Raw genomic sequence first — 19,806 nt, forward strand, 5'->3', positions numbered from 1 at the left:
GGCCGGCGGGGCGCGCGCCGCGCGCCGTGGGCAACCTTCATCCCGGCGGCCGGCGTCGGTCAGAGCGAACCATATGTCCGCAGACGACGGCGTCGACGAGCGAGCCCTCCCGGTCGGCGAAACCGACGACGGCGCGCCGCTCGAGCTACCGACGGAGGAAGTGTTGACGGGCCGCGCGTTCATCACGGGGAAGTCGGGGAGCGGGAAGAGCAACTCCGTCTCGGTGGTCATCGAGGAACTCCTCGAACGCCAGTACCCCGTACTGGTCGTGGACACCGACGGGGAGTACTACGGCCTGAAGGAGGAGTACGAACTCCTACACGCTGGCGCGGACGACGGCTGCGACATCCAGGTGAGCCCGGAGCACGCCGAGCGCCTCGCGAACATCGCCCTCGACGAGAACGTCCCCGTCATCCTCGACGTCTCGGGGTTCCTCGACGAGGACGCGGCGGACGAACTCGTCTTCGAGACGGCGAAGCATCTCTTCGCGAAAGAGAAGAAGCTCAAGAAGCCCTTCCTCCTCGTCGTCGAGGAGGTCCACGAGTACATCCCGGAGGGCGCGGGGATGGGCGAGACCGGCCGAATGCTCATCAAGGTCGGGAAGCGCGGGCGCAAGCACGGCCTCGGGGTCGTCGGCATCAGCCAGCGCCCGGCGGACGTCAAGAAGGACTTCATCACGCAGGCGAACTGGCTCGTCTGGCATCGGCTGACGTGGGAGAACGACACGAAGGTCGTCGGGCGCATCGTCGGGAGCGAGTACGAGGCGGCGGTCTCCGAGCTCGACGCCGGCGAGGCGTTCGTGCAGGCGGACTGGACGGACGACGCCGTCGAGCGCGTCCAGTTCAAGCGCAAGCGGACGTTCGACGCGGGCGCGACACCGGGCCTCGACGACTTCGAGCGCCCAGAGCTCAAGTCGGTGAGCGACACGCTCGTCGAGGACCTCTCGGACATCACGAGCGCGGAAGAGCAACGGCAGGACCGCATCGCAGACCTCGAGCGGAAGCTGGAGAACCGCGAGGCGCGCATCGCCGAACTTGAGGACGAACTCGAACGGGCACGAGACGTCTCGGCGGCCGCGCGCAAGCTCGCGAACGCCGTCGCACACGGCGACGCCGACGCGGCACAGGCGACGCTCGCGGACGCGGGAGAGACGGGGGAGAAAGTGCGGGGCGACGTCGCGGCGTTGCGCGAGCGCATCGACGAGCTCGAAGCGCGACTCGCGGACGCGGAGGCGGCGCGCTCGACGACCGACTCCGCGAACGGCGACGGCGGAGTGGAGAGCGCGGCCGCGCGCGGCGGTGCGGACGACGGCGACAGGACCAACGGTGAGGCGGCGGACGCCACGGATAGCTTCGAGGCGCAACTCGCGGCGCTCGGTGCGAGCGACGACCCGTCGGACGCCGACGGATCGTCCGACGACACCGAGTACGAGGCGCTCGAGCCGGAGGAGTCGATCACGGACGTGCTCGACCGCCTCCAGCGGTCCGCCGAGCGCGAGCGAGGCGGGCACGAGAGCGGGGCGCGAGACCCCCCGGCTACACGGGACGGCGATGCGACGGCCGGGGCCGGCGCCGGCGGCCCGGAGTCGCTGCTCGACGCGACCGCCGTCCGCGTGCGACTCGACGCCGCGCGGCGGGGGTCGCGGTGCAACGAGCGCGTCGCGGACGCGGTCTACGACGCGCTCGCCGCGGGGCCGCGGACGGCGCACACGCTCGCCGAGGAGGCGGACGCGACCGTGGACGCGGTTCACAGCCTGCTCGTCGAGCTCCGTGGGCGCGACCTCGTCGTCCGGGACCGCGAGCGCCGCTACGCGTTCCACGAGCCGTCGCTTCGCGAACTCGCTGACACGGACGCGGACGACCGCGCCGAACTCGGCGAACTCGGCGCGCAGTGGCGCGTCGACTAGCGACACCGGGTGAGGCGTCGCGGAAGACGAACGCCCCGGACGCGTCGATAGCGGGAGTTACGACTCGTGGCGTCGTGTGCCTCGAAAAATGCGGCGGAGCGACCGGGAGAACCGTACCGCTCCGAATGTGGATAAGTGACCGGATTCGCTCACACCGCAACCGTCAGCGCTTCCGGGAGTCGGAAACCGTTACCGCGATGGCCGCCCTGGGGCGGCACTCCTTCAACGATTACAGGCGGGTGAGGTTCGTCGCGCGGGGACCCTTCTCGGCCTCCTCGATGTCGAACTCGACCTCCTGACCCTCTTCGAGGTCGGGGCCGCCGACGTCTTCCATGTGGAAGAAGACGTCCTCGTCCGCGTCGTCAGTCTCGATGAATCCGTAGCCGCCAGTGTCGTTGAAGAAATCAACTACGCCTTTCGCCATTGCCTCTGAACGGAACGGCTCCACACGGATAACCTTTGTGTGATAGCCCGTCGTTCGAGCGGACGGATCTGGTGTAGCTGGTGACGAGTGTGCGCTAACGGATGCGATGCCGCTCGCGTCGCGCGGCTGTGGCTCCGTGGTTCAAACCGCGGTCGCGAGCAGCTCCACTGCTCGCTTGGTTCGCAGGAAAATGCCGCCTCCCGGATTTGAACCGGGGACAGCTCGATCTTCAGTCGAGTGCTCTCCCAGTCTGAGCTAAGGCGGCGTGCACCCTACCCGAAGTGGAGCGCGGAAAAAAGGGTTACGAAACGGACGGGCGCTGCGAGCGCGAGGGGAGTGGCGGCGGGCGGAGGCAGAACGGTCGGTCGCGGTCCTTCCGAACGCGTCGTCGCGCGCGGCGCAGAAGCAGTGGGTCCGGGCGGATTTGAACCACGGTCGTTCCGCGTCGCGCCACTCCCTGATTCAGAATCCGCGGACCGTCCGCTCCGCACGTCCGTTCGTCACGGGATGGGTCCGGGCGGATTTGAACCACCGGCCTTCTCCTTGTAAGGGAGACGTCATAACCACTAGACCACGGACCCGCACGTGGAGAGTGGCGGACGCGCGGCAAAACGGTTTCCTTTCGACGGAAGCCTTAGGCGGCGTCCGCGACTGTTCCGGGGTATGGACGCGCGCACGCGACGAGTGACGACGGCGCTCGCGCTCGTCGTCGCGGTGCTGGTCGTCGGCGTCGTCGCGTACTCCCTCCTCGGGGTGAGCGGCCACGAGCGCGCGACGGTGACGGTCGCGGACGCGAACGGCACGGTCCTCGGCGTCGTGAACGCGACGGTCGCGGACTCGGAGGCCGAGCGCTATCGCGGGCTCTCGGGGACGGCGTCGCTCGCGAACGGCTCGGGGATGCTGTTCGTCTACGCGGGCGCGGCCGAGCGGACGTACGTGATGCGCGGGATGAACTACCCGATCGACATGGTGTTCGTCGGCGCGGACGGCCGCATCACACGGATCTACCACGCGGAACCGGAGGAGCCGCCCTATCGCGGTTACACGGCGCGCGCGAAGTGGGTGCTGGAGGTGCCCGAGGGGTGGACGACGCGCCACGGCGTCGCGGCGGGCGACCGCGTGACGATCGGGTACGGCGCGGCGGCGAAAGCGGAGAGCGACGGGTGACGGGCCAACGCTTTTGCGCGACAGGACCGTCGGTCTCGGGGAATGAGTTTCGAGACCGACGGTGACCCGTTCGAGGACGTCCGTGAGGAGTCCGGGAACGCCATGTACCGTCTCTTCACGGAGTACGGACGCGACTACCTGCCGCAGTTCGTCGTCGGCGTCGTCGCCTCCGTGTTCGCGCGCCTCCTCGATCTGGTTCCGCCGGTGATGCTCGGCTACGCCATCGACACCATCCTCCGGAACAACGGGGCGTTCCTCGGCTTCCTCCCGGCGTCGATCCGGGGCGGGTGGACGACGAGCGAGCAGGTGCTCGTCGCGGCCGGCATCGTCGCGGGGTCGTTCGTGCTGGGCGCGGGCTTCCACTGGCTGCGCAACTGGGGGTGGAACTCCTTCAGCCAGCACGTCCAGCACGCGGTGCGCACGGACACCTACGAGAAGATGCAGCGGCTGAACATGGAGTTCTTCGCGGAGAAGCAGACGGGCGAGATGATGTCCGTCCTCTCGAACGACGTGAACCGGCTCGAACGCTTCCTGAACGACGGGCTGAACTCGGCGCTGCGCCTCGCGGTGATGGTGGTCGGCGTCGCGGTCGTCCTCGTCAGCTACAACTGGCGGCTCGCGCTGTTGACGATGCTCCCCGTGCCCGTCATCGCGCTCTTCACGTACTGGTTCATCAAGACCATCCAGCCGAAGTACGCGGACGTGCGGACGTCGGTCGGGAAGCTGAACTCGCGCCTCGAGAACAACCTCGGCGGCATCCAGGTCATCAAGACGTCGAACACGGAGGAGTTCGAGGACGAGCGCGTCGAGGACGTCTCGCGGAGCTACTTCGACGCGAACTGGGGGGCGATCACGGTGCGCATCAAGTTCTTCCCGGCGCTGCGCGTCATCGCGGGCCTCGGCTTCGTGCTGACGTTCCTCGTCGGTGCGTACTGGGTGGCGGTGGGCGCGCCGTTCGGCGTGGGCGGCGCGCTCACCATCGGTGGCTTCGTCGTCTTCATCCAGTTGAGCCAGCAGTTCATCTGGCCGATGGCGCAGTTCGGGCAGATAATCAACATGTACCAGCGCGCTCGCGCGTCGAGCGAGCGCGTCTTCGGCCTGATGGACCAGCCGTCGCGCATCGCGCAGGACCCGAACGCCACCGAGCTCGACGTCGACGACGGCGAGGTGGTCTACGACGGCGTGACGTTCGGTTACGACGACGGCGAGACGATAATCGAGGACGTCTCCTTCGACGTCGCGGGCGGGGAGACGCTCGCGCTCGTCGGGCCGACGGGCGCGGGGAAGTCGACGGTGCTCAAGCTCCTCCTGCGGATGTACGACCCGGATTCGGGCGAGATACGTATCGACGGCCGGGACATCGCGGGGGTGACGCTCCCGAGCCTCCGGCAGGCCATCGGCTACGTCTCGCAGGACACCTTCCTCTTCTACGGGACGGTCGCGGAAAACATCCGGTACGGGACGTTCGACGCCGACCACGAGGACGTCGTCGCGGCCGCGAAGGCCGCCGAGGCCCACGAGTTCATCCAGAACCTCCCGGACGGCTACGAGACGATGGTGGGCGAGCGCGGCGTGAAGCTCTCGGGCGGCCAGCGCCAGCGCATCGACATCGCGCGTGCGGTGCTGAAGGACCCCGACATCATGGTGCTGGACGAAGCCACCTCCGACGTCGACACGGAGACGGAGATGCTCATCCAGCGCTCGCTCGACGAGTTGACCGAGGATCGGACGACGTTCGCCATCGCCCACCGCCTCTCGACGATCAAGGACGCGGACACCATCCTCGTCCTCGAGGACGGGCAGGTGGTCGAGCGCGGCACGCACGAGGACCTGCTCGCCGAGGACGGCCTCTACGCGAACCTCTGGGGCGTGCAGGCCGGCGAGATCGAAGAGCTCCCGGACGAGTTCGTGGAGCGCGCGAGCCGGCGCGCGGCGACGGTGGAGGACGCGGACGCGACCGACGACTGACGCGACCGCTCACCGTCGGTGGCGCGGTGCGGCGAAAGCGAGGGGTGTGCTCAGGGCGACCAGCCGCAGACGGTGCACTCGCGGGCGTCCGTGTCGTGGATGCCCCCGCAGTCGGGACACTGCTTCTTGCTATAGCTTCGGTCCCAGCCCTCGACGTCGTGGCCGTTGCTCTCGAGGAACGAGTCCAGAACCGAGTCGGTATCCCGCTGTGCACTCGACATACACGGTGTGCTATACCACACCACAGTAATAACCTTTGTGGAGGCTCCAACGCCGTGGGACGGCCCGCGAGAAGGCGGAACGGGGCGGAGAGGGTGGCGGACGGCCTCAGAGGTCGTAGAGGTCCCCGAACTTCGATTTCGCGTAGTCTAGGAAGTAGTCGGCCGTGTACGACTCGCCGGTGGCCTCCTCGACGAGTTCGGGCGTCGTGTACCGGCAGCCGTGTCGGTGGACGCGCTCGCCGAGCCACTCGCGCAGGGCGTCGAACTCGCCGTCGGCGACCGTCGCGTCGAGGTCGTCGATGTCGGCCGCCGCGTGCGCGTAGAGCTGCGCGGCGAGGACGCTCCCGAGCGAGTACGTCGGGAAGTAGCCGAAATTGCCGTGGCTCCAGTGGATGTCCTGTAGACAGCCCTCCGCGTCCGTCTCGGGGCGGACGCCGAGGTACTCGTCCATCTTCTCGTTCCAGACCTCGGGGACGTCCGCGACGTCGAGGTCGCCGGAGATGAGGTCGCGCTCGATCTCGAAGCGCAGGACGATGTGCATGTGGTAGGTGAGTTCGTCCGCCTCGACGCGGATCAGGTTGTCCGGGTAGACCTGGTTCGCGGCCTCGTAGAGGTCCCCGGCCGTGGCGTCCGCGAGCGCCGGGAACTGCTCGCGGAGCGTCGGCGCGAAGCGCTCCCAGAACGCCGTCGAGCGCCCGACGTGGTTCTCCCAGAGGCGCGACTGGGACTCGTGGACGGTGAGGTCGCGGGCCTCACCGAGCGGCGTCCCGTACTCCTCGCGCGGGAGGCCGAGGTTGTACTGGGCGTGACCGAACTCGTGGACGGTGCTCATCATCGAGTCGAGCGGCTCGTCCTCGCTGAAGCGCGTCGTGATCCGCGTGTCGAACTGGTTCCCGGCGGTGAACGGGTGCGTCGAGGTGTCGAGGCGGCCGCGCTCCCAGTCGTAGCCCAGCGCGTCGAGGACGTCGCGCGAGAACGCCTCCTGGGCGTCGGCGTCGAACGTCTCGCCCTCGAAGGGCGCGGCGAGGTCGGCGTCCGAGGCCTGAATCTCCTCGACGAGCGGGACGAGTTCCTCGCGGAGGCGCCCGAGGACGCGCTCGGCGGTCTCGAGGTCGATGTACGGCTCGTACTCCTCGAAGAGCACCGCGTAGGGGTCCCGGTCGGGGTCGATGTGCTCGGCGTACTCGCGTTTGAGGTCGACCAGTTCCTCGAGGTAGGGCGCGAACGCCTCGAAGTCGTCGTTCTCGCGGGCCTCCTCCCACGCCTGGAGGGCCTCGCTGGACGTCTGGGAGATCTCCTCGACGAGGTCGCGCGGGACGCGCTCGGCCCGGACGTGCTGGCGCTCGATCTCGCGCACGACGGCGGCCCGCTCGTCCGTGCAGTCGGCCGGTTCGAGGTCGGCGAGCGCGTCGGCGACGACGTCGTCCGTCATCAGGTCGTGATTCAGCCCGGAGAGCACGGAGAGCTGCTTCGAGCGCGCGGGGTTCCCGCCCTCGGGCATCATCACCTGCTGGTCCCACGAGAGCACGCCCTGCGCGCCGCCGAGCGCGGTGAGGCGTTCGTACTGTTCGAGCAGTTCGCGGTAGGCGTCGGGGGCGTCGTCGCGGTGGTCCGCCATACACGAACGGACGGCGGCGCGCCCACAAGAACCCACCTGTCGCGGCACCCGACGGCCGCCGACACGCGCCCGCTCAGAGCCACGTCTCCGCGACGTCGCGGTAGGCGGCCCGACACGTGCGGAGGGCGTCGAGCGAGACGCTCTCCGCGTCGGTGTGCGCCTCGCCGGGTTCGGCGGGGCCGACGACGACGCAGGTGGTCCCGGCGTCCGCGAGCCACCCGGCGTCGGTCGCGTGTGGCTTCACCACCTGCTCGGGGGCCGCCTCCTGTACGTCCCCGAGAGACGCCTCGACGGCGTCCGCGTACGCCGCGTCGTCGCACGCCATCGGCGGGAGGTCCTGCTCGACGACCCACTCGACGCCCGCGACGTCTTCCGCGCATGCGAGCGGCGCGCGCTCGCCCGGGACGGTGCGCTCGTCGACCGTCACCTCGCAGGCGTCCGGCACGACGTTCCACGCGCTCCCGCCGTCGATGCCGGTGACGGCGAGGCTCCCCGCGAGCGCGTTCCCGAGCACCTCCGTCTCGGGCGCCGACAGCTCGCGGACGACGTCGACGGCGTCGCACGCCCGATAGACCGCGTTCTCGCCGCTCTCGGGTTCGCTCGCGTGCGCGGCCGTTCCGGTGACGTCCAGCCTGCTCCCGCGTCGGCCCTTGTGCGCGACGGCGACGTCCACGGTGCCGGCTGTGGAGTAGCCCGTCGAGCCCTCGCCGACGACCGCGTAGTCGGGCGCGAAGCCGGCGTCGATGGCGTGGCGCGCGCCGACCCCGCCCGCCTCCTCGCCGGTGAACGACGCGAAGACGAGCTCGCCGGCGGGCGCGGTCTCTCCGGAGTTCGCGGAGTTCCGACTCCCCCCGGAACCACGGCGCTCGTCGACGTCGCGGAAGGCGAGGAGCATCGCGGCGAGCGCGCCCGTCATGTCCGCCGTTCCACGCCCGTAGAGGCGTCCGTCCGACTCGGAGACGGCGTACGACTCGCCGTCGTCGGCGAGTTGGTCGTCGGCGGGCGCGACGACGTCGTGGTGGCCGACGAGCGCGAGCGACGCGGGCGCCCCATCGTCACGTTCGCCGGCAGGGGACGCGTCGTCGGACGGCGTCTCGGTGCCGATCGCGCGCCGGGCGACGACGTTGCCGCCGCCGGGCGCGTCGTCGCGGACGACCCGCGCGTCGGTGTGCTCGCGGAGCCACCCTTCGATGCGGTCGCCGACCGCCGTCTCGTCGTCGTGGGACGGAATCGCCACGAGGTCGCGCGTCAGCGACTCGAGTTCGTCCATACGATCGGGATGATACGCGAGGGGCAAAGTTCGGTCGGGCGAGGGTGACGAGCGAGGGCGGCGTTCCGGGCGCATCCCCGGTGAGGCGGCCGGAATCGCGGCCGACCGGCGGGTTCTTGAACACGCTTATCCGGCATCGGCGAATAGGCGGGGGCATGAAAATCGTCCCGGACACGAGCGTGGTCATCGACGGCCGCATCTCCCGACGCGTGGAGAGCGGCGAGTACGCCGGGGCCACCGTCTACGTCCCCGAAGCCGTCGTCGGCGAGATCGAGGCCCAGGCGAACAAGGGCCGCGAGATCGGCTGGGACGGCCTCTCGGAGCTCCAGCGGTTGGCCGACCTCGCGGACAGCGGCGAAATCGACGTCGAGTACGTCGGCGAGCGCGCGAGCGAGACGGAGATCCAGCGCGCCGCCGCCGGCGCCATCGACGCGAAGATCCGCGACACCGCCGTCGAGTACGACGCGACGTTCGTCACGTCCGACATCGTGCAGGCCGAGGTGGCGAAGGCGAAGGGGATCGACGTCGAGTACCTCGAACCGGAGGCCCGCGAGGTCGAGGCGCTCGCCATCGAGGACTACTTCGACGACGCGACGATGAGCGTCCACCTGAAGGACGGCGTCGTCCCGATGGCCAAGCGCGGCGACATCGGGAGCATCACCTACCAGCCCATCGGCGAGACCGAGCTCGACTCGGAGACGCTGAAGGAGTACGCGACGGAGATCCGCGACACCGCGAAGCGAAGCGACGACGCCTTCATCGAGCTCTCCGAGGAGGGGATGACCATCGCGCAGGTGCGCGACATGCGGATCGCGATCGCGACGCCGCCGTTCTCAGACGGCGTCGAGATCACGGCCGTGCGCCCCATCGCGAAGACGACGATGGCGGACTACGAGCACGAGGAGGACCTGAAGGAGCGTCTCCTCGAGCGCGACCGGGGCGTCCTCATCGCGGGCGCGCCGGGCGCGGGGAAGTCGACGTTCGCGCAGGCCGTCGCCGAGTTCCTCGACGAGAACGGCTACGTCGTGAAGACGATGGAGAAGCCGCGCGACCTCCAGGTCGGCAAGGAGGTCACGCAGTACACCGAGCTCGGCGGGTCGATGGAGAAGACGGCGGACTCCCTCCTGATGGTGCGCCCGGACTACACCATCTACGACGAGGTCCGGAAGACCGACGACTTCGAGGTCTTCAGCGACATGCGTCTCGCCGGCGTCGGGATGGTCGGCGTCGTCCACGCGACGCGCCCCATCGACGCCCTCCAGCGTCTCGTCGGTCGCGTCGAGCTCGGGATGATCCCGCAGATCGTCGACACCGTGGTGTACATCGAGGACGGCGACGTCGACACCGTCTACGACGTGACGACCGAGGTGAAGGTGCCCGAGGGCCTCATGGAGGAGGACCTCGCGCGGCCCGTCATCCAGGTGCGGGACTTCGAGACGAAGACGCCGGCCTACGAGATCTACACGTTCAACCGACAGGTCGTCACCGTCCCCCTCGACGGCGAGAGCGGGCCCAGCGAGTCCGGCGTCGACAAGCTCGCGAAGAACGAGATCGAGCGCGAGGTCCGCTCGGCGACCCGTGGTCCCGTCGAAGTCGAGCTCCGCGGCGGCAATCAGGCGGTCGTCTACGTCACCGAGGACGACATCAGTCACGTCATCGGGAAGGGCGGCGGACGCATCCAGGACATCGAGAACCGCCTCGGGCTCACCATCGACGTCCGCACCTTCGAGGACCGCCCCGACCACGCGAGCGCGCCCGAACAGGGCGGGTCGGGCGGAGCGGACGCCGCGACTGCGGGCGCGACGGCCGGCGAGAGCGACGGCGAGGTCGTGACGCCGGAGATCACCGGCCAGCACATCATCATCCCCGTCGAGCGCGCGAGCCCCGGCGAGACCGTCGAGGTCCGCGCGGACGGCGAGTACCTCTGCACGGCGACGGTGAGTCGCGGCGGCGACATCCAGATCTCGCGGGGGTCGGCGATCGCCGAGGAGCTAGAGCGCGCCATCGACCGCGAGCTCCTCATCACGGTCGTACAGGAGTAAATCGGACACGGGACGGGGCGGCGAGCGGGTAGCGAGTGGGCGTTCGGAGGCGTCGCTATCGGGGGTCGAGCGTCGAGAGAGAGGAGTGCTCAGGGAGTTGCTTCGTTCTCGTTCTTCGCCTCCGGCTCGCAGTCCGGACACGTGAGTTTGTAGAGGCTCTGGCGGGCGTCCGCGAAGTAGATGTCCTCGCGGACGGCGTCGCGGTCCTTGAGGCGGTCGAGAGCGTACCGGACGGTACGCGCGGAGAGCATGGACTCCTCGACGATTCCTTTCTGCGTCTTCGGGCCGTCGTACTCGAGTACCTTGTAGACGAGTTTCGCGCTCGGAGGGAGGTCTTCTAGCGTATCGCTACCCATCGCTTCCATCCGAAACGCTACATAACTATAAATGTACGGGGACGTTTCAGCGGAGATTCGCGGGCGTCTCACCGGTCGGTGCGCGCGAGTGGCCAAGCGAACCCCTTTTGCACCTCGCCCGAGGAATGAGTGGTATGACCGAGACACTGGACAAGCAGGCCGCACACCGCCGTGGCGTCACCGTGACGACGGTGGCGTGCCTGAGCGGCGTCGCGGCCGGCGTCGTCTCGAACGTCGTCGCGGCCGGGGCGACCGATCAGGTCGGGGTCCTGCCCCTGCTCGCGGCGCTCGCCCTCAACCTCGGGGCCGTCCGCCTCCTCGGGGTCGACGTCGAGGGCTTCTCCACGAAGGACCACCTCTACACCGCCTTCATGACCTTCTGCCTCTGGTTCGTCAGCTGGGGCATCCTCCTCTCCACCGCGTAATCATGGCCGACGACAGCATCGCGGTCGTCGACCTCGACCGGTGTCAACCCGACCGCTGTAACTACGAGTGCTCGAACTTCTGCCCGCCCAACCGCACGGGCAAGGAGTGCATCACGCAGCGCGGCGAGGACGCCGACGTCGGCGGCCCCGACCAGATCCAGATCTCCGAGGAGATCTGCCTCGGCGAGACCTGCGGTATCTGCGTCGAGAAGTGCCCGTTCGACGCCATCGAGATCATCAACCTCCCACAGGAACTCGGCGACGAGCCGACCCACCGCTACGGGGAGAACTCCTTCGCGCTCTACGGGCTCCCCATCCCCGAGAAGGGGAAGGTGACCGGCATCCTCGGCCCGAACGGCATCGGGAAGTCCACCGCGATCAAGGCGCTCGGCGGCGAGATCACGCCGAACCTCGGGAACTTCGCCGAGCCTCCCGAGTGGGACGCCGTCATCGACGAGTTCCGCGGCACCGAGCTCCAGCCGTTCCTGAAGGGCGTCCGCGACGGCGACATCGACGTCGCGCGCAAGCCCCAGTACGTCGACCAGATCCCGAAGAGCTTCGACGGGAAGACGCGCGAACTCCTCGCGTCGGCGGACGAACGCGGCGTCCTCGAGGAACTCGCGGAGCGCCTCTCCATCGAGCCCGTCCTCGACAGCGACATCGACACGCTCTCCGGGGGCGAGCTCCAGCGCGTCGCGCTCGCCGCGACGCTCGCGCGCGACGCCGACTTCTACTTCCTCGACGAGCTCACGCCCTACCTCGACATCGACCAGCGCGTCACCGCCGCGCGCCTCGTGCGCGAGCTCGCGGAGGACGACGATCGGGCGATGCTCGTCGTCGAGCACGACCTCGCCGTCCTCGACCTGCTCGCGGACAGCATCCACGTCGCCTACGGTGAGCCGTCCGCGTACGGCGTCATCACGACGCCGAAATCGACGCGCAACGGCATCAACGAGTACCTCCGTGGCTACCTCGACAACGAGAACATGCGCATCCGCCCGGAGAGCATCGAGTTCGAGGAGCACGCGCCGCGCGTCACCTCGCGCTCGGAGGCGCTCGTCGAGTACCCGGACATGTCGAAGTCCTACGGCGACGGCGAGTTCACGCTCGACGTCGAGGGCGGCGTCATCAACCGCAACGAGGTGCTGGGCATCCTCGGCCCGAACGGCATCGGGAAGTCCACGTTCGCGAAGCTCCTCGCGGGCAAGCTCGAACCCGACGAGGGCGACCTGGACCTCGACCTCGACATCGCGTACAAGCCCCAGTACGTCGAGGTCGACCAGCACATGCGCGTCGACGCGTTCCTCTCCTCGATCACGGACGACTTCGGCTCCTCCTACTGGGAGACGGAGATCGCGAACCCCCTCCAGCTCGGGCGCATCATGGAGCAGAACCTCACGGACCTCTCCGGCGGGGAGCGCCAGCGCGTCGCCATCGCCGCGACGCTCTCGCGCGACGCCGACCTCTACCTGCTGGACGAGCCGAGCGCGCACCTCGACGTCGAGCAGCGCGTCCTCGCGGCGCGCGCCATCCGGCGCTACGCGGAGAACCACGAGACCAGCGTCATGGTCATCGACCACGACATCTACACCATCGACCTCCTCTCCGACCGCCTGCTCGTCTTCGATGGCGAACCCGCCGCGAACGGCTACGCGAGCACGCCGAAGGGGATGCGCGAGGGGATGAACGAGTTCCTCGCGAACCTCGACATCACGTTCCGCCGCGACGAGAACATCGGCCGCCCGCGCATCAACAAGCCCGGGAGTCAGAAGGACAAACAGCAGAAGCGCGACGGCGAATACTACTACACGCAGTAGCGGGTCGGGGCTCGCCGGGCCTCCACCGCCGGGTGCGACGGCTCCAGCAGGCGGTCCACCCGAAACGACACCGCGTCGCCTCCCGGTCGGCCCCTCGGCTTTTCCGCGTTCTCCCGCTAGCCGTCAGCCATGCGGACGTCGCTGTCGCGCGCGGAGCGCATCGAGGCCGTCGAGGGGGCGTCGGCGGACGGCGACCGACTCGTGTCGGTTGCGGTGCCCCACGACGCGGCGCTCGGGCCGACGCTCGAGCGCGTCGAGGAGGCGCACGCGAAGGCGGAGTACCTCGACGGGCGGGCGAGCGGGCCGCTGAAGCGGGCGCTGGAGCGCGCCGTTCGCGAACTCCATCGCGTCGCGGAAACGCCCGAGGACGGCCTCGTCGTCTACGCGGGCGTCGTGGACGGGAGCCTCGAGACGTACGTCTTCACGGACCCGCCCGGCCGGGTGGACGAGGGCGTCTTCGAGCACGGGAACGCGTTCGTGACGGCGCCGCTGGAGCGCCACGGGGCGTCACGTCGAACGGTCGGTCTCGTCGTCGTGGAGCGCGGGGGCGCGGCCGTCGGCCGCCTCGACGGCGACGGCGTCGAGACGCTGGAGACGTTCGAGAGCGCGGTGCCGGGAAAGACGCGCGCGGGCGGGCAGTCGGCCGACCGGTTCCGCCGGCGTCGCGAGGAGCGAACACGCGAGTTCTTCGCGTCGGTGGGCGAGGCGGCGGGGCGGGAGTTCGACGACCCGGACGCTCTCGCGCTCGGCGGGACGCACGTCACCGTCGAGGCGTTCCGCGACGGCGACTACCTCCCCGACCGGTTGGCGGAGCGCGTCACGGGCACGTACGCAGTCGAGTACGCGGGTGAGCGCGGCCTCGAACGGCTCGCGGCGGCGAGCGGGGACGCGGGGGAGACGCACGAGCGCGCACAGCGGGCGCTCTCGGAGTTCTTCTCGCGACTGCCGGACGGCGACGTGACGTACGGCGAGGAGCGCGTCGGGGAGGCCCTCGATTACGGCGCGGTCGAGCGCCTCCTCATCGCGGCGGACGTGGACGCGGCGACGCGCGAACGCTACGCCGAACGGGCGGACGAAGAGGGCGGAGACGTGGTGGTCGTCTCCGAGCGCGTGGAGGGCGGCGCGCGCTTCGCGCGGGCGTTCGGCGACGTCGGCGCGCTCCTGCGGTTCCCGGTCGAGTGAGCGGGGTGAGCGCGGCGACGGGGCGGGCGGTGGCGCGGCCGTCGCCGGGTTGCGCGGGGCGCACCATCGACGTCGTCAGAGAACGTCGCGACGTGGGCGCGTGCTCGGGCGTCAGCTCTCGGGCAAGGAGCGACGAGTATCGTCCCGTGGGCGTCGCGCGGTGGGCGTCAGAAGACGGAGCTGGAGCAGCTCCCGCAGAGCGTCTCCTCCTTCCGGTCGACTTCGGAGACCTGCGGGGAGAAGCTCATCGCACAGCGGTTGTTGTCGCAGTGCTCGAGGCCGAGCGTGTGGCCGATCTCGTGGACGACCTCCTTGCGGACGCGGTCGGCGAAGATGTCGGCGGCGGAGCGCTGGCTGAACCCGCCGTCGGAGGAGGTCTGGAGGCGGTGGGTGGAGACGACGCAGCCGCGGCCGTCGAGGTACGCGAGGCCGAAGACGTAGTTGCGCTGGCGGTAGAAGAGGTCGACGGGCGTGACGGCGACGTTCTTGTCCCCGTTGCCGTTCCGTCGGGCGACCTCGATGAACGGCTCCGCGCGGTACTGGCGGCGGGCCGTGTCGTAGGCGTCGGCGGGGACGCCCTGCTCGGCGGTGACGGAGACGTCACAGTCGTAGACCCGGCGGAGGCCGGCGGACGCCTCGCGCTTGACCGTCGCGGGGACGTCGCCGATGGGGACGATATCGACGCGCATGCGAAGGGCTATGCCGTCTCGACTCATAAATATCCCGCCGTGGGCGAGACGCTCAGAGACGCACTCGTGGACGAGTTCGCGGGGTACGACGCCCTCGTCGAGGTCGGGGTCGGACGGCGGCCGGGCGTCGCCGGCGAGCTCGCCGCTCGCGGGTGCGACGTCCGCGCGACGGACGTCGTGGCGCGCGAGACGCCGCCGGGCGTCGCGTTCGTCCGCGACGACGTCACCGAACCGGACAGCGGCGTGTACGCGGACGCGGACGCCGTCTACGCGCTGAACTGCCCCCCGGAACTCCATCGACCGCTCCGGGCGGTCGCGCGCGACGCGGGCGCGGACTGCCTCTTCACGACGCTCGGCCTCGACCAGCCGGCGGTTCCGGTCGAGCGTCGAAGCGTCCGGGGAGAGACGGTGTTCGTCGCGTCGGACGCGCCGGGGAGGTAGCAATCCCTTTGCCGGACGGACTCCGAACACCGAGTATGCAGGTCGACACCGTCGTGCTCGACGTCGATGGCGTGCTCGTGGACGTCGCGGACTCCTATCGGCGCGCGATCGTCGAGAGCGTCGAGCGCGTCCACGGGGAGACGATCCCGAAGGCGGGCGTGCAGGCGTTCAAGGACGCGGGCGGCTTCAACAACGACTGGGCGCTCTCGGACGCGGCCGCACTGTTCGTCCTCGCGAAGCGCGAGGGGCTCGCGATGAGTCTCGAGGCGTTCACGGCCGAGATCGGGAAGCACGGCGGCGGCCTCGACGCCGCCGAGGCGGTCGTCGCGGCGGCGCTCGACGCGAAATCGCGCGAGCGGGCGTACGGCGACTGGGACCCCAACCACTTGCGCGAGGTCTTTCAGGCGCTCTACCTCGGGAGCGAGCGCTACCGGGAGATCGAGGGCGGGGAGCCACCCGTCGAGGCGTCGGGGTTCATCGCGGACGAACCCGTCATCGTCACGCCGGAGACGGTCGAGCGCCTCACGAGCGAGTACGCCGTCTGCGTGCTCACGGGCCGCCCGGAGGCGGAGGCCGAAATCGCCCTGGAGCGCGTCGGCCTCGACATACCCGAAGAACGGCGCTTCACGATGGACGACTGGGAGGAGGGCAAGCCGCATCCGCGCGCGCTCGTCGCGCTCGCGGAGCGCTGTGACGCCGAGGCGGTGGCGTTCGCGGGCGACACGCTCGACGACGTCGAGACGGCGGTGAACGCCCGCGAGGCGGACCCGGCGCGCACCTACTACGGCGTCGGCGTCCTCACGGGCGGCCTCACTGGCGAGGAGGGGCGACGGAAGTACGAGGACGCGGGCGCGCACGTCGTCGTCGATTCCGTGAACGACCTCCCGGACCTTCTCGACGGATAGCGGACCCGGGAGCGGCGTGGAACCGTCCGCGCGTGCCCCCACGGGGCGCGTCGGTGAAGTGTCCGGCGTCGCCGTCGATCAGAGGTCGACGTACGGGATCGTCGCTTTCTCCGTGGCCGTGTAGGCGAGCGCGTCGGCGTTCGTCACGCCGTCCGGCGTCACGAGGTCCACGACGTTCGGCGCGTTCGCGTTCTCCGCGCCGCCGATACTGTAGGGGCCGTTCGACGCCGACACCTGTCGGATGCGCCCCGGCTGACTGCCGGCCTGCGGACAGAGGAGCGCGGCGAGGCGCTTCCCGTCGAGCGACCCGCCGAGGGCGTACTTGGGGACGTCGACGAGAACGGCGTCGATGGCGCTGTAGGCGGTGACGGAGACGTCCGTGGTGAGCGTCGCGCCGTCGGCGTCCTCGACGACGGGTGCGACCCAGCCCTCGGCGACGACGCGCCGCTGGTAGGGCGCTTCGAACGTCGCGTTCACGCCCGTCCGGGCGTCGGTGGTGCCGCCGGTAGCGTCGGGGTCGCTGACGTAGAACTGGAAGGTCTGGAGGCTGAAGCCGCGTCCGCCCCACGGGTTCGTGAGGTCGCCGCCGAGTGTCGTGAGGAACTGGTAGCTGTCGGCGGTCTCGTAGACGGCGACGGAGTCGACGTCGAAGGCGCCGTCGCCGAACGCGCCCGCCGTGGGGTAGGTGTAGTCGCCGGGGCCGTGGTCGTCGCCTGCGGGGTCGTCGAACTCGGCGACGAGGTCACCGACGTCGAGGTAGGCGACGGTTCGCTGGGCGACGGTGGTGCCGGCGTCGGTGACGGCACCGCCGGTCGCGGCGACGACGGTGATGGCGGATTCGCCGGCGGCGACGCGGACGTCGACGCTGAACGACCCGTCGGAGACGTCGGCGGTGACCGTCTCGACGGGCGTCTGCACGACGACTTCGGCGCCCTCGGTGGTGCCGGAGACGGTGACGTCGCGAGAGCCGACGGCCTTCGGCGGGAACTCGACGTCGAGTGCGGGGCCCTCGGGGGTCTCGCCCTCGGTGTAGCGCGCGGCGACCGAGGCGGGGCGCTCGACGGGTTCGCCGGCGTTGATGGAGTGCGCGAGGCGGACGAACTGCGCCATGCTCCACGAGAGCGGGGTGGCCGAGCCGGTGCCCTCGCCGAACGTCCAGCCGTACGCGGTGGGTTCCTCGCGGTCCCAGACCTGCTCGGGAAGCATCCGCCCCGTGTTCGCGAATCCAGCCATCGTCCGGAGGAGTGCCTCGGGGTCCTCGTTGCCGGCGAGCAGTTCGTACTCGGCGCGCTCGCCGGTGAATATCGGCCAGAGCCGCCCTTTCCCGGCGTTGTCGAGGCTCCACGGCGCGCCCGGGGGATAGTTCTCTCCGGCCTGCTCGCCGTAGCCGTCGCCGTTGTAGCGGTAGAAGGCGGGCCCGTGCGGCGTCTCGACGCGGAGGGTGTCGTCGACGACGGCGACGGAGTTCTCGACGACGGGGTCGTCGGCGGGCGCGACGCCGAGGCGGACGAGTTCGAGGAAACCCGCGTCGATGACGTCGCGTTCGTCGAGGGTCGGCCCGCCGTTCGCGAGGGCGCGCGCCGCGCCGTCGTCCGGGTCGTCGTCGTCGGTGACGCGGACGTAGTAGGGCGTCTCCGTGTGGCGCTCGGTTCCCTCCTCGGTCGCCATCCACTCGGCGGTGTTCGCGCGCCAGTGATCGGCGAGCGCGAGGTAGACGAGCGCGTCACCGCGTTCGCCCTCGCCGTCGGCGAGGTGAGCGGCGGCGACGAGGCCCGCGATTTCGGCGGCGACCGTGGACGGCGAGAGACCGCCTTCCTCCTCCCAGCGCTCCTGCCCGGTGACGGGGCCGTTCGCCGCGAGGTAGTCGGCGGTCGCCTTCACGTCCGCGTAGTCGAAGGCGACGTCGTCGAAGGTGAGGCCGTAGCGCTCGACGAGTTGGTGGACGAGGAGACCCGGGAGGGCGTGCTCGTCGAGTTGCTCGCCGCCCCAGCGCGTCCGGCCGTCGATGAAGGTGTTCTGCGGGACGAAGCCGTCGTCCTGCTGTTGGTACTCGTAGACGTACTCTATGGCGGCCGTCGCGGCCTCGACGTCGCCCATCGCCTCGAACGCCGTCGCGGACTGGTAGAGGTCGCGCGCCCAGACGAAGTTGTAGCCGTAGTCGCTGGGCCCGTTCGCCCGGACCTCGCCACCCCACGGCACGCAGAGTGCGGCGAGACCGGCGCCGGGGAACTGCTTCGACTCGGCGGCCTTCAGCGTCATCGCGGCGAAGTGGTACTGGGGTTCGAGGACGTCGTCGCCGGCGACGGCATCGGGCGTGTCGATGCCGCGAAGCCACTCACGCCACGAGTTCCGGTAGTGCGCGCGCGTCGCCGCGAAGTCGCGCTTCAGACCGCGTCGGGCCTCCGCGAGCGCGCGCTCCTCCTCGGCATTCGCGGCGAAGCCGAGCGCGACGGTGTCATCAAGGCGCGCGACGCCGCTCCCGAGGCGGCCGACGAGGACGGCGTTCCCCTCGGCGTTCGCGTGGCGGGCGTCGGGCGCGCCGTCGGCGAGGAGCGGGCGGACCGCGTCGCCGCCGACGACATCGACGCTCCCCCAGTCGAAGCCGCGGCGCGACGCGAGGGCCGCCGCGACGTGGTAGGGGTCACCGTTCTCGTCCAGTACGACGGCCGAGTCGTCGTACGCTCCGGTCGCGCTCGCCGTGAGCGCGTACGACTCGTGGCCGGTCGTCTCGTTGCCGTGGCCCTCCGCCTTCCCGCGCGCCGTCGAGCGCGTGTGGACGCTCGCGGCGTCGCCCATCCCGGACTCGGAGAGCGCGAGGTCGCAGAGCGCGTAGACGTCGTACTCGCCGCCCGCGCCGTCGAAGCGGACGTCGGCGAGCACGGCGTCGCCATCCGGAGTCGCGGCGTACTCGACGGCGAGCTCCCACCCGCGTTCGGGGTCGCGCGCCGTCTGCTCGAAGAGGAGGGCGTCGTCAGCGGACGGTTCGACCGACCGCTCCACGGGGTCGTCGTCGGTCCGGTCGACCTCGTGAGTGCGCGCGGCGTAGGACTCGTCGGGGGCGGCGACAACGAAGTCGAGCGTTCGGACGCTCGGGAAGTCGACGCGCGGGAAGCGCACCTGCGCGAGTGCGCCCTCAGTGAGCGTGTACCAGACGCGCGAGCGCGTTTCGGCGCCGTGGTCGGGGACGGTCCCGACGCCGTACTGTTCGCCGGTCGTCCAGTAGGCGTCCGCGCCGCCCGTGGGGACGGGGCGCTCGGCGGCACCGACGCCGGTCCCGAGCGCGGCGGCGGCCGCCCCCGCACCGACCGTCTTCAGCCAGCTCCGTCGTGACAGGTCGCTGTCTCGCATCGAACCGAATGAACAACAATGATAGTA

At 70.2% G+C, this 19,806-nt stretch carries 16 protein-coding genes and 2 tRNA genes; 9 read left to right on the top strand and 9 right to left on the bottom strand.

Going from position 1 to position 19,806, the window contains the following annotated elements; genetic code table 11:
* Positions 1 to 73 precede the first annotated feature (73 nt).
* Complete coding sequence (locus IEY12_RS08900) at positions 74 to 1,906, top strand: helicase HerA domain-containing protein (RefSeq protein WP_188882818.1); 1,833 nt, start codon at positions 74 to 76, stop codon at positions 1,904 to 1,906.
* Between the two features lie 229 nt (positions 1,907 to 2,135).
* On the opposite strand, the gene IEY12_RS08905 is transcribed toward IEY12_RS08900, so the two are convergent.
* The 3 genes from IEY12_RS08905 to IEY12_RS08915 all read right to left on the bottom strand — a co-directional run bounded on the left by IEY12_RS08905 (position 2,136) and on the right by IEY12_RS08915 (position 2,911).
* On the bottom strand, positions 2,136 to 2,330 hold the full coding sequence (locus IEY12_RS08905) for a cold-shock protein (protein WP_021780643.1): 195 nt from the start codon (positions 2,328 to 2,330) through the stop codon (positions 2,136 to 2,138).
* 191 nt (positions 2,331 to 2,521) lie between these two features.
* Positions 2,522 to 2,595: transfer RNA gene (locus IEY12_RS08910), tRNA-Phe, on the bottom strand.
* Between the two features lie 243 nt (positions 2,596 to 2,838).
* Positions 2,839 to 2,911, bottom strand: a tRNA-Val gene (locus IEY12_RS08915).
* 82 nt (positions 2,912 to 2,993) lie between these two features.
* Here IEY12_RS08915 and IEY12_RS08920 point away from each other — a divergent pair.
* Both IEY12_RS08920 and IEY12_RS08925 read left to right on the top strand, forming a co-directional pair.
* Positions 2,994 to 3,497, top strand: a complete 504-nt coding sequence (locus IEY12_RS08920) for a DUF192 domain-containing protein (protein WP_188882821.1) — start codon at positions 2,994 to 2,996, stop codon at positions 3,495 to 3,497.
* A 42-nt stretch (positions 3,498 to 3,539) separates the two neighbouring features.
* On the top strand, positions 3,540 to 5,465 hold the full coding sequence (locus IEY12_RS08925) for an ABC transporter ATP-binding protein (protein WP_188882823.1): 1,926 nt from the start codon (positions 3,540 to 3,542) through the stop codon (positions 5,463 to 5,465).
* A 50-nt stretch (positions 5,466 to 5,515) separates the two neighbouring features.
* Here the strand turns inward: IEY12_RS08925 and IEY12_RS08930 are convergent, their stop codons facing one another.
* The 3 genes from IEY12_RS08930 to IEY12_RS08940 all read right to left on the bottom strand — a co-directional run bounded on the left by IEY12_RS08930 (position 5,516) and on the right by IEY12_RS08940 (position 8,574).
* Positions 5,516 to 5,686 (bottom strand): HVO_0416 family zinc finger protein, encoded by a 171-nt coding sequence (locus tag IEY12_RS08930; protein ID WP_176969838.1) that lies wholly within the window; start codon positions 5,684 to 5,686, stop codon positions 5,516 to 5,518.
* A 106-nt stretch (positions 5,687 to 5,792) separates the two neighbouring features.
* Positions 5,793 to 7,304 carry a carboxypeptidase M32 gene (locus IEY12_RS08935; RefSeq protein WP_188882825.1) on the bottom strand — a complete coding sequence of 504 codons (1,512 nt, stop codon included), beginning with the start codon at positions 7,302 to 7,304 and terminating at the stop codon, positions 5,793 to 5,795.
* A 73-nt stretch (positions 7,305 to 7,377) separates the two neighbouring features.
* Positions 7,378 to 8,574, bottom strand: a complete 1,197-nt coding sequence (locus tag IEY12_RS08940) for a M20 family metallopeptidase (RefSeq protein ID WP_188882829.1) — start codon at positions 8,572 to 8,574, stop codon at positions 7,378 to 7,380.
* 155 nt (positions 8,575 to 8,729) lie between these two features.
* On the opposite strand from IEY12_RS08940, the gene IEY12_RS08945 reads away from it, so the two are divergent.
* Positions 8,730 to 10,616 (top strand): PINc/VapC family ATPase, encoded by a 1,887-nt coding sequence (locus IEY12_RS08945; protein WP_188882832.1) that lies wholly within the window; start codon positions 8,730 to 8,732, stop codon positions 10,614 to 10,616.
* Positions 10,617 to 10,705: 89 nt separating this feature from the next.
* On the opposite strand, the gene IEY12_RS08950 is transcribed toward IEY12_RS08945, so the two are convergent.
* Positions 10,706 to 10,981, bottom strand: a complete 276-nt coding sequence (locus IEY12_RS08950; RefSeq protein ID WP_123074373.1) for an ArsR family transcriptional regulator — start codon at positions 10,979 to 10,981, stop codon at positions 10,706 to 10,708.
* Positions 10,982 to 11,106: 125 nt separating this feature from the next.
* On the opposite strand from IEY12_RS08950, the gene IEY12_RS08955 reads away from it, so the two are divergent.
* The 3 genes from IEY12_RS08955 (at position 11,107) to IEY12_RS08965 (ending at position 14,396) form a co-directional block, all read left to right on the top strand.
* Positions 11,107 to 11,397: an EMC6-like membrane protein gene (locus tag IEY12_RS08955; protein WP_188882840.1), complete on the top strand. Its 291-nt coding sequence runs from the start codon at positions 11,107 to 11,109 to the stop codon at positions 11,395 to 11,397.
* 2 nt (positions 11,398 to 11,399) lie between these two features.
* A complete protein-coding gene (locus IEY12_RS08960; protein WP_188882852.1) occupies positions 11,400 to 13,214 on the top strand; it encodes a ribosome biogenesis/translation initiation ATPase RLI in 1,815 nt (604 codons plus the stop codon).
* Positions 13,215 to 13,343: 129 nt separating this feature from the next.
* Positions 13,344 to 14,396 (top strand): Vms1/Ankzf1 family peptidyl-tRNA hydrolase, encoded by a 1,053-nt coding sequence (locus tag IEY12_RS08965; protein WP_188882854.1) that lies wholly within the window; start codon positions 13,344 to 13,346, stop codon positions 14,394 to 14,396.
* Between the two features lie 167 nt (positions 14,397 to 14,563).
* Here the strand turns inward: IEY12_RS08965 and IEY12_RS08970 are convergent, their stop codons facing one another.
* The gene (locus IEY12_RS08970) at positions 14,564 to 15,085 is read right to left on the bottom strand and encodes an archaemetzincin family Zn-dependent metalloprotease (RefSeq protein ID WP_188882857.1); all 522 of its coding nucleotides are present in this window, start codon (positions 15,083 to 15,085) and stop codon (positions 14,564 to 14,566) included.
* 39 nt (positions 15,086 to 15,124) lie between these two features.
* On the opposite strand from IEY12_RS08970, the gene IEY12_RS08975 reads away from it, so the two are divergent.
* Positions 15,125 to 15,526, top strand: a complete 402-nt coding sequence (locus IEY12_RS08975) for a UPF0146 family protein (protein ID WP_188882859.1) — start codon at positions 15,125 to 15,127, stop codon at positions 15,524 to 15,526.
* 35 nt (positions 15,527 to 15,561) lie between these two features.
* Positions 15,562 to 16,431 carry a TIGR01548 family HAD-type hydrolase gene (locus tag IEY12_RS08980; protein WP_188882861.1) on the top strand — a complete coding sequence of 290 codons (870 nt, stop codon included), beginning with the start codon at positions 15,562 to 15,564 and terminating at the stop codon, positions 16,429 to 16,431.
* Between the two features lie 78 nt (positions 16,432 to 16,509).
* Here the strand turns inward: IEY12_RS08980 and IEY12_RS08985 are convergent, their stop codons facing one another.
* Entirely contained in the window at positions 16,510 to 19,779 is a 3,270-nt protein-coding gene (locus IEY12_RS08985; protein WP_188882863.1) for a glucodextranase DOMON-like domain-containing protein, read from the bottom strand.
* Between the last annotated feature and the right edge of the window lie 27 nt (positions 19,780 to 19,806).

Origin of the sequence: Halarchaeum grantii (assembly GCF_014647455.2) — an archaeon.
Taxonomy (GTDB): Archaea; Halobacteriota; Halobacteria; order Halobacteriales; family Halobacteriaceae; genus Halarchaeum; species Halarchaeum grantii.

Excerpts from the sequence above, each read along its gene's own strand:
- IEY12_RS08900 (WP_188882818.1), top strand. The coding sequence starts at position 74 with ATGTCCGCAGACGACGGCGTCGACGAGCGAGCCCTCCCGGTCGGCGAA.
- IEY12_RS08905 (WP_021780643.1), bottom strand. The coding sequence starts at position 2,330 with ATGGCGAAAGGCGTAGTTGATTTCTTCAACGACACTGGCGGCTACGGA.
- IEY12_RS08920 (WP_188882821.1), top strand. The coding sequence starts at position 2,994 with ATGGACGCGCGCACGCGACGAGTGACGACGGCGCTCGCGCTCGTCGTC.
- IEY12_RS08925 (WP_188882823.1), top strand. The coding sequence starts at position 3,540 with ATGAGTTTCGAGACCGACGGTGACCCGTTCGAGGACGTCCGTGAGGAG.
- IEY12_RS08930 (WP_176969838.1), bottom strand. The coding sequence starts at position 5,686 with ATGTCGAGTGCACAGCGGGATACCGACTCGGTTCTGGACTCGTTCCTC.
- IEY12_RS08935 (WP_188882825.1), bottom strand. The coding sequence starts at position 7,304 with ATGGCGGACCACCGCGACGACGCCCCCGACGCCTACCGCGAACTGCTC.
- IEY12_RS08940 (WP_188882829.1), bottom strand. The coding sequence starts at position 8,574 with ATGGACGAACTCGAGTCGCTGACGCGCGACCTCGTGGCGATTCCGTCC.
- IEY12_RS08945 (WP_188882832.1), top strand. The coding sequence starts at position 8,730 with ATGAAAATCGTCCCGGACACGAGCGTGGTCATCGACGGCCGCATCTCC.
- IEY12_RS08950 (WP_123074373.1), bottom strand. The coding sequence starts at position 10,981 with ATGGAAGCGATGGGTAGCGATACGCTAGAAGACCTCCCTCCGAGCGCG.
- IEY12_RS08955 (WP_188882840.1), top strand. The coding sequence starts at position 11,107 with ATGACCGAGACACTGGACAAGCAGGCCGCACACCGCCGTGGCGTCACC.
- IEY12_RS08960 (WP_188882852.1), top strand. The coding sequence starts at position 11,400 with ATGGCCGACGACAGCATCGCGGTCGTCGACCTCGACCGGTGTCAACCC.
- IEY12_RS08965 (WP_188882854.1), top strand. The coding sequence starts at position 13,344 with ATGCGGACGTCGCTGTCGCGCGCGGAGCGCATCGAGGCCGTCGAGGGG.
- IEY12_RS08970 (WP_188882857.1), bottom strand. The coding sequence starts at position 15,085 with ATGCGCGTCGATATCGTCCCCATCGGCGACGTCCCCGCGACGGTCAAG.
- IEY12_RS08980 (WP_188882861.1), top strand. The coding sequence starts at position 15,562 with ATGCAGGTCGACACCGTCGTGCTCGACGTCGATGGCGTGCTCGTGGAC.
- IEY12_RS08985 (WP_188882863.1), bottom strand. The coding sequence starts at position 19,779 with ATGCGAGACAGCGACCTGTCACGACGGAGCTGGCTGAAGACGGTCGGT.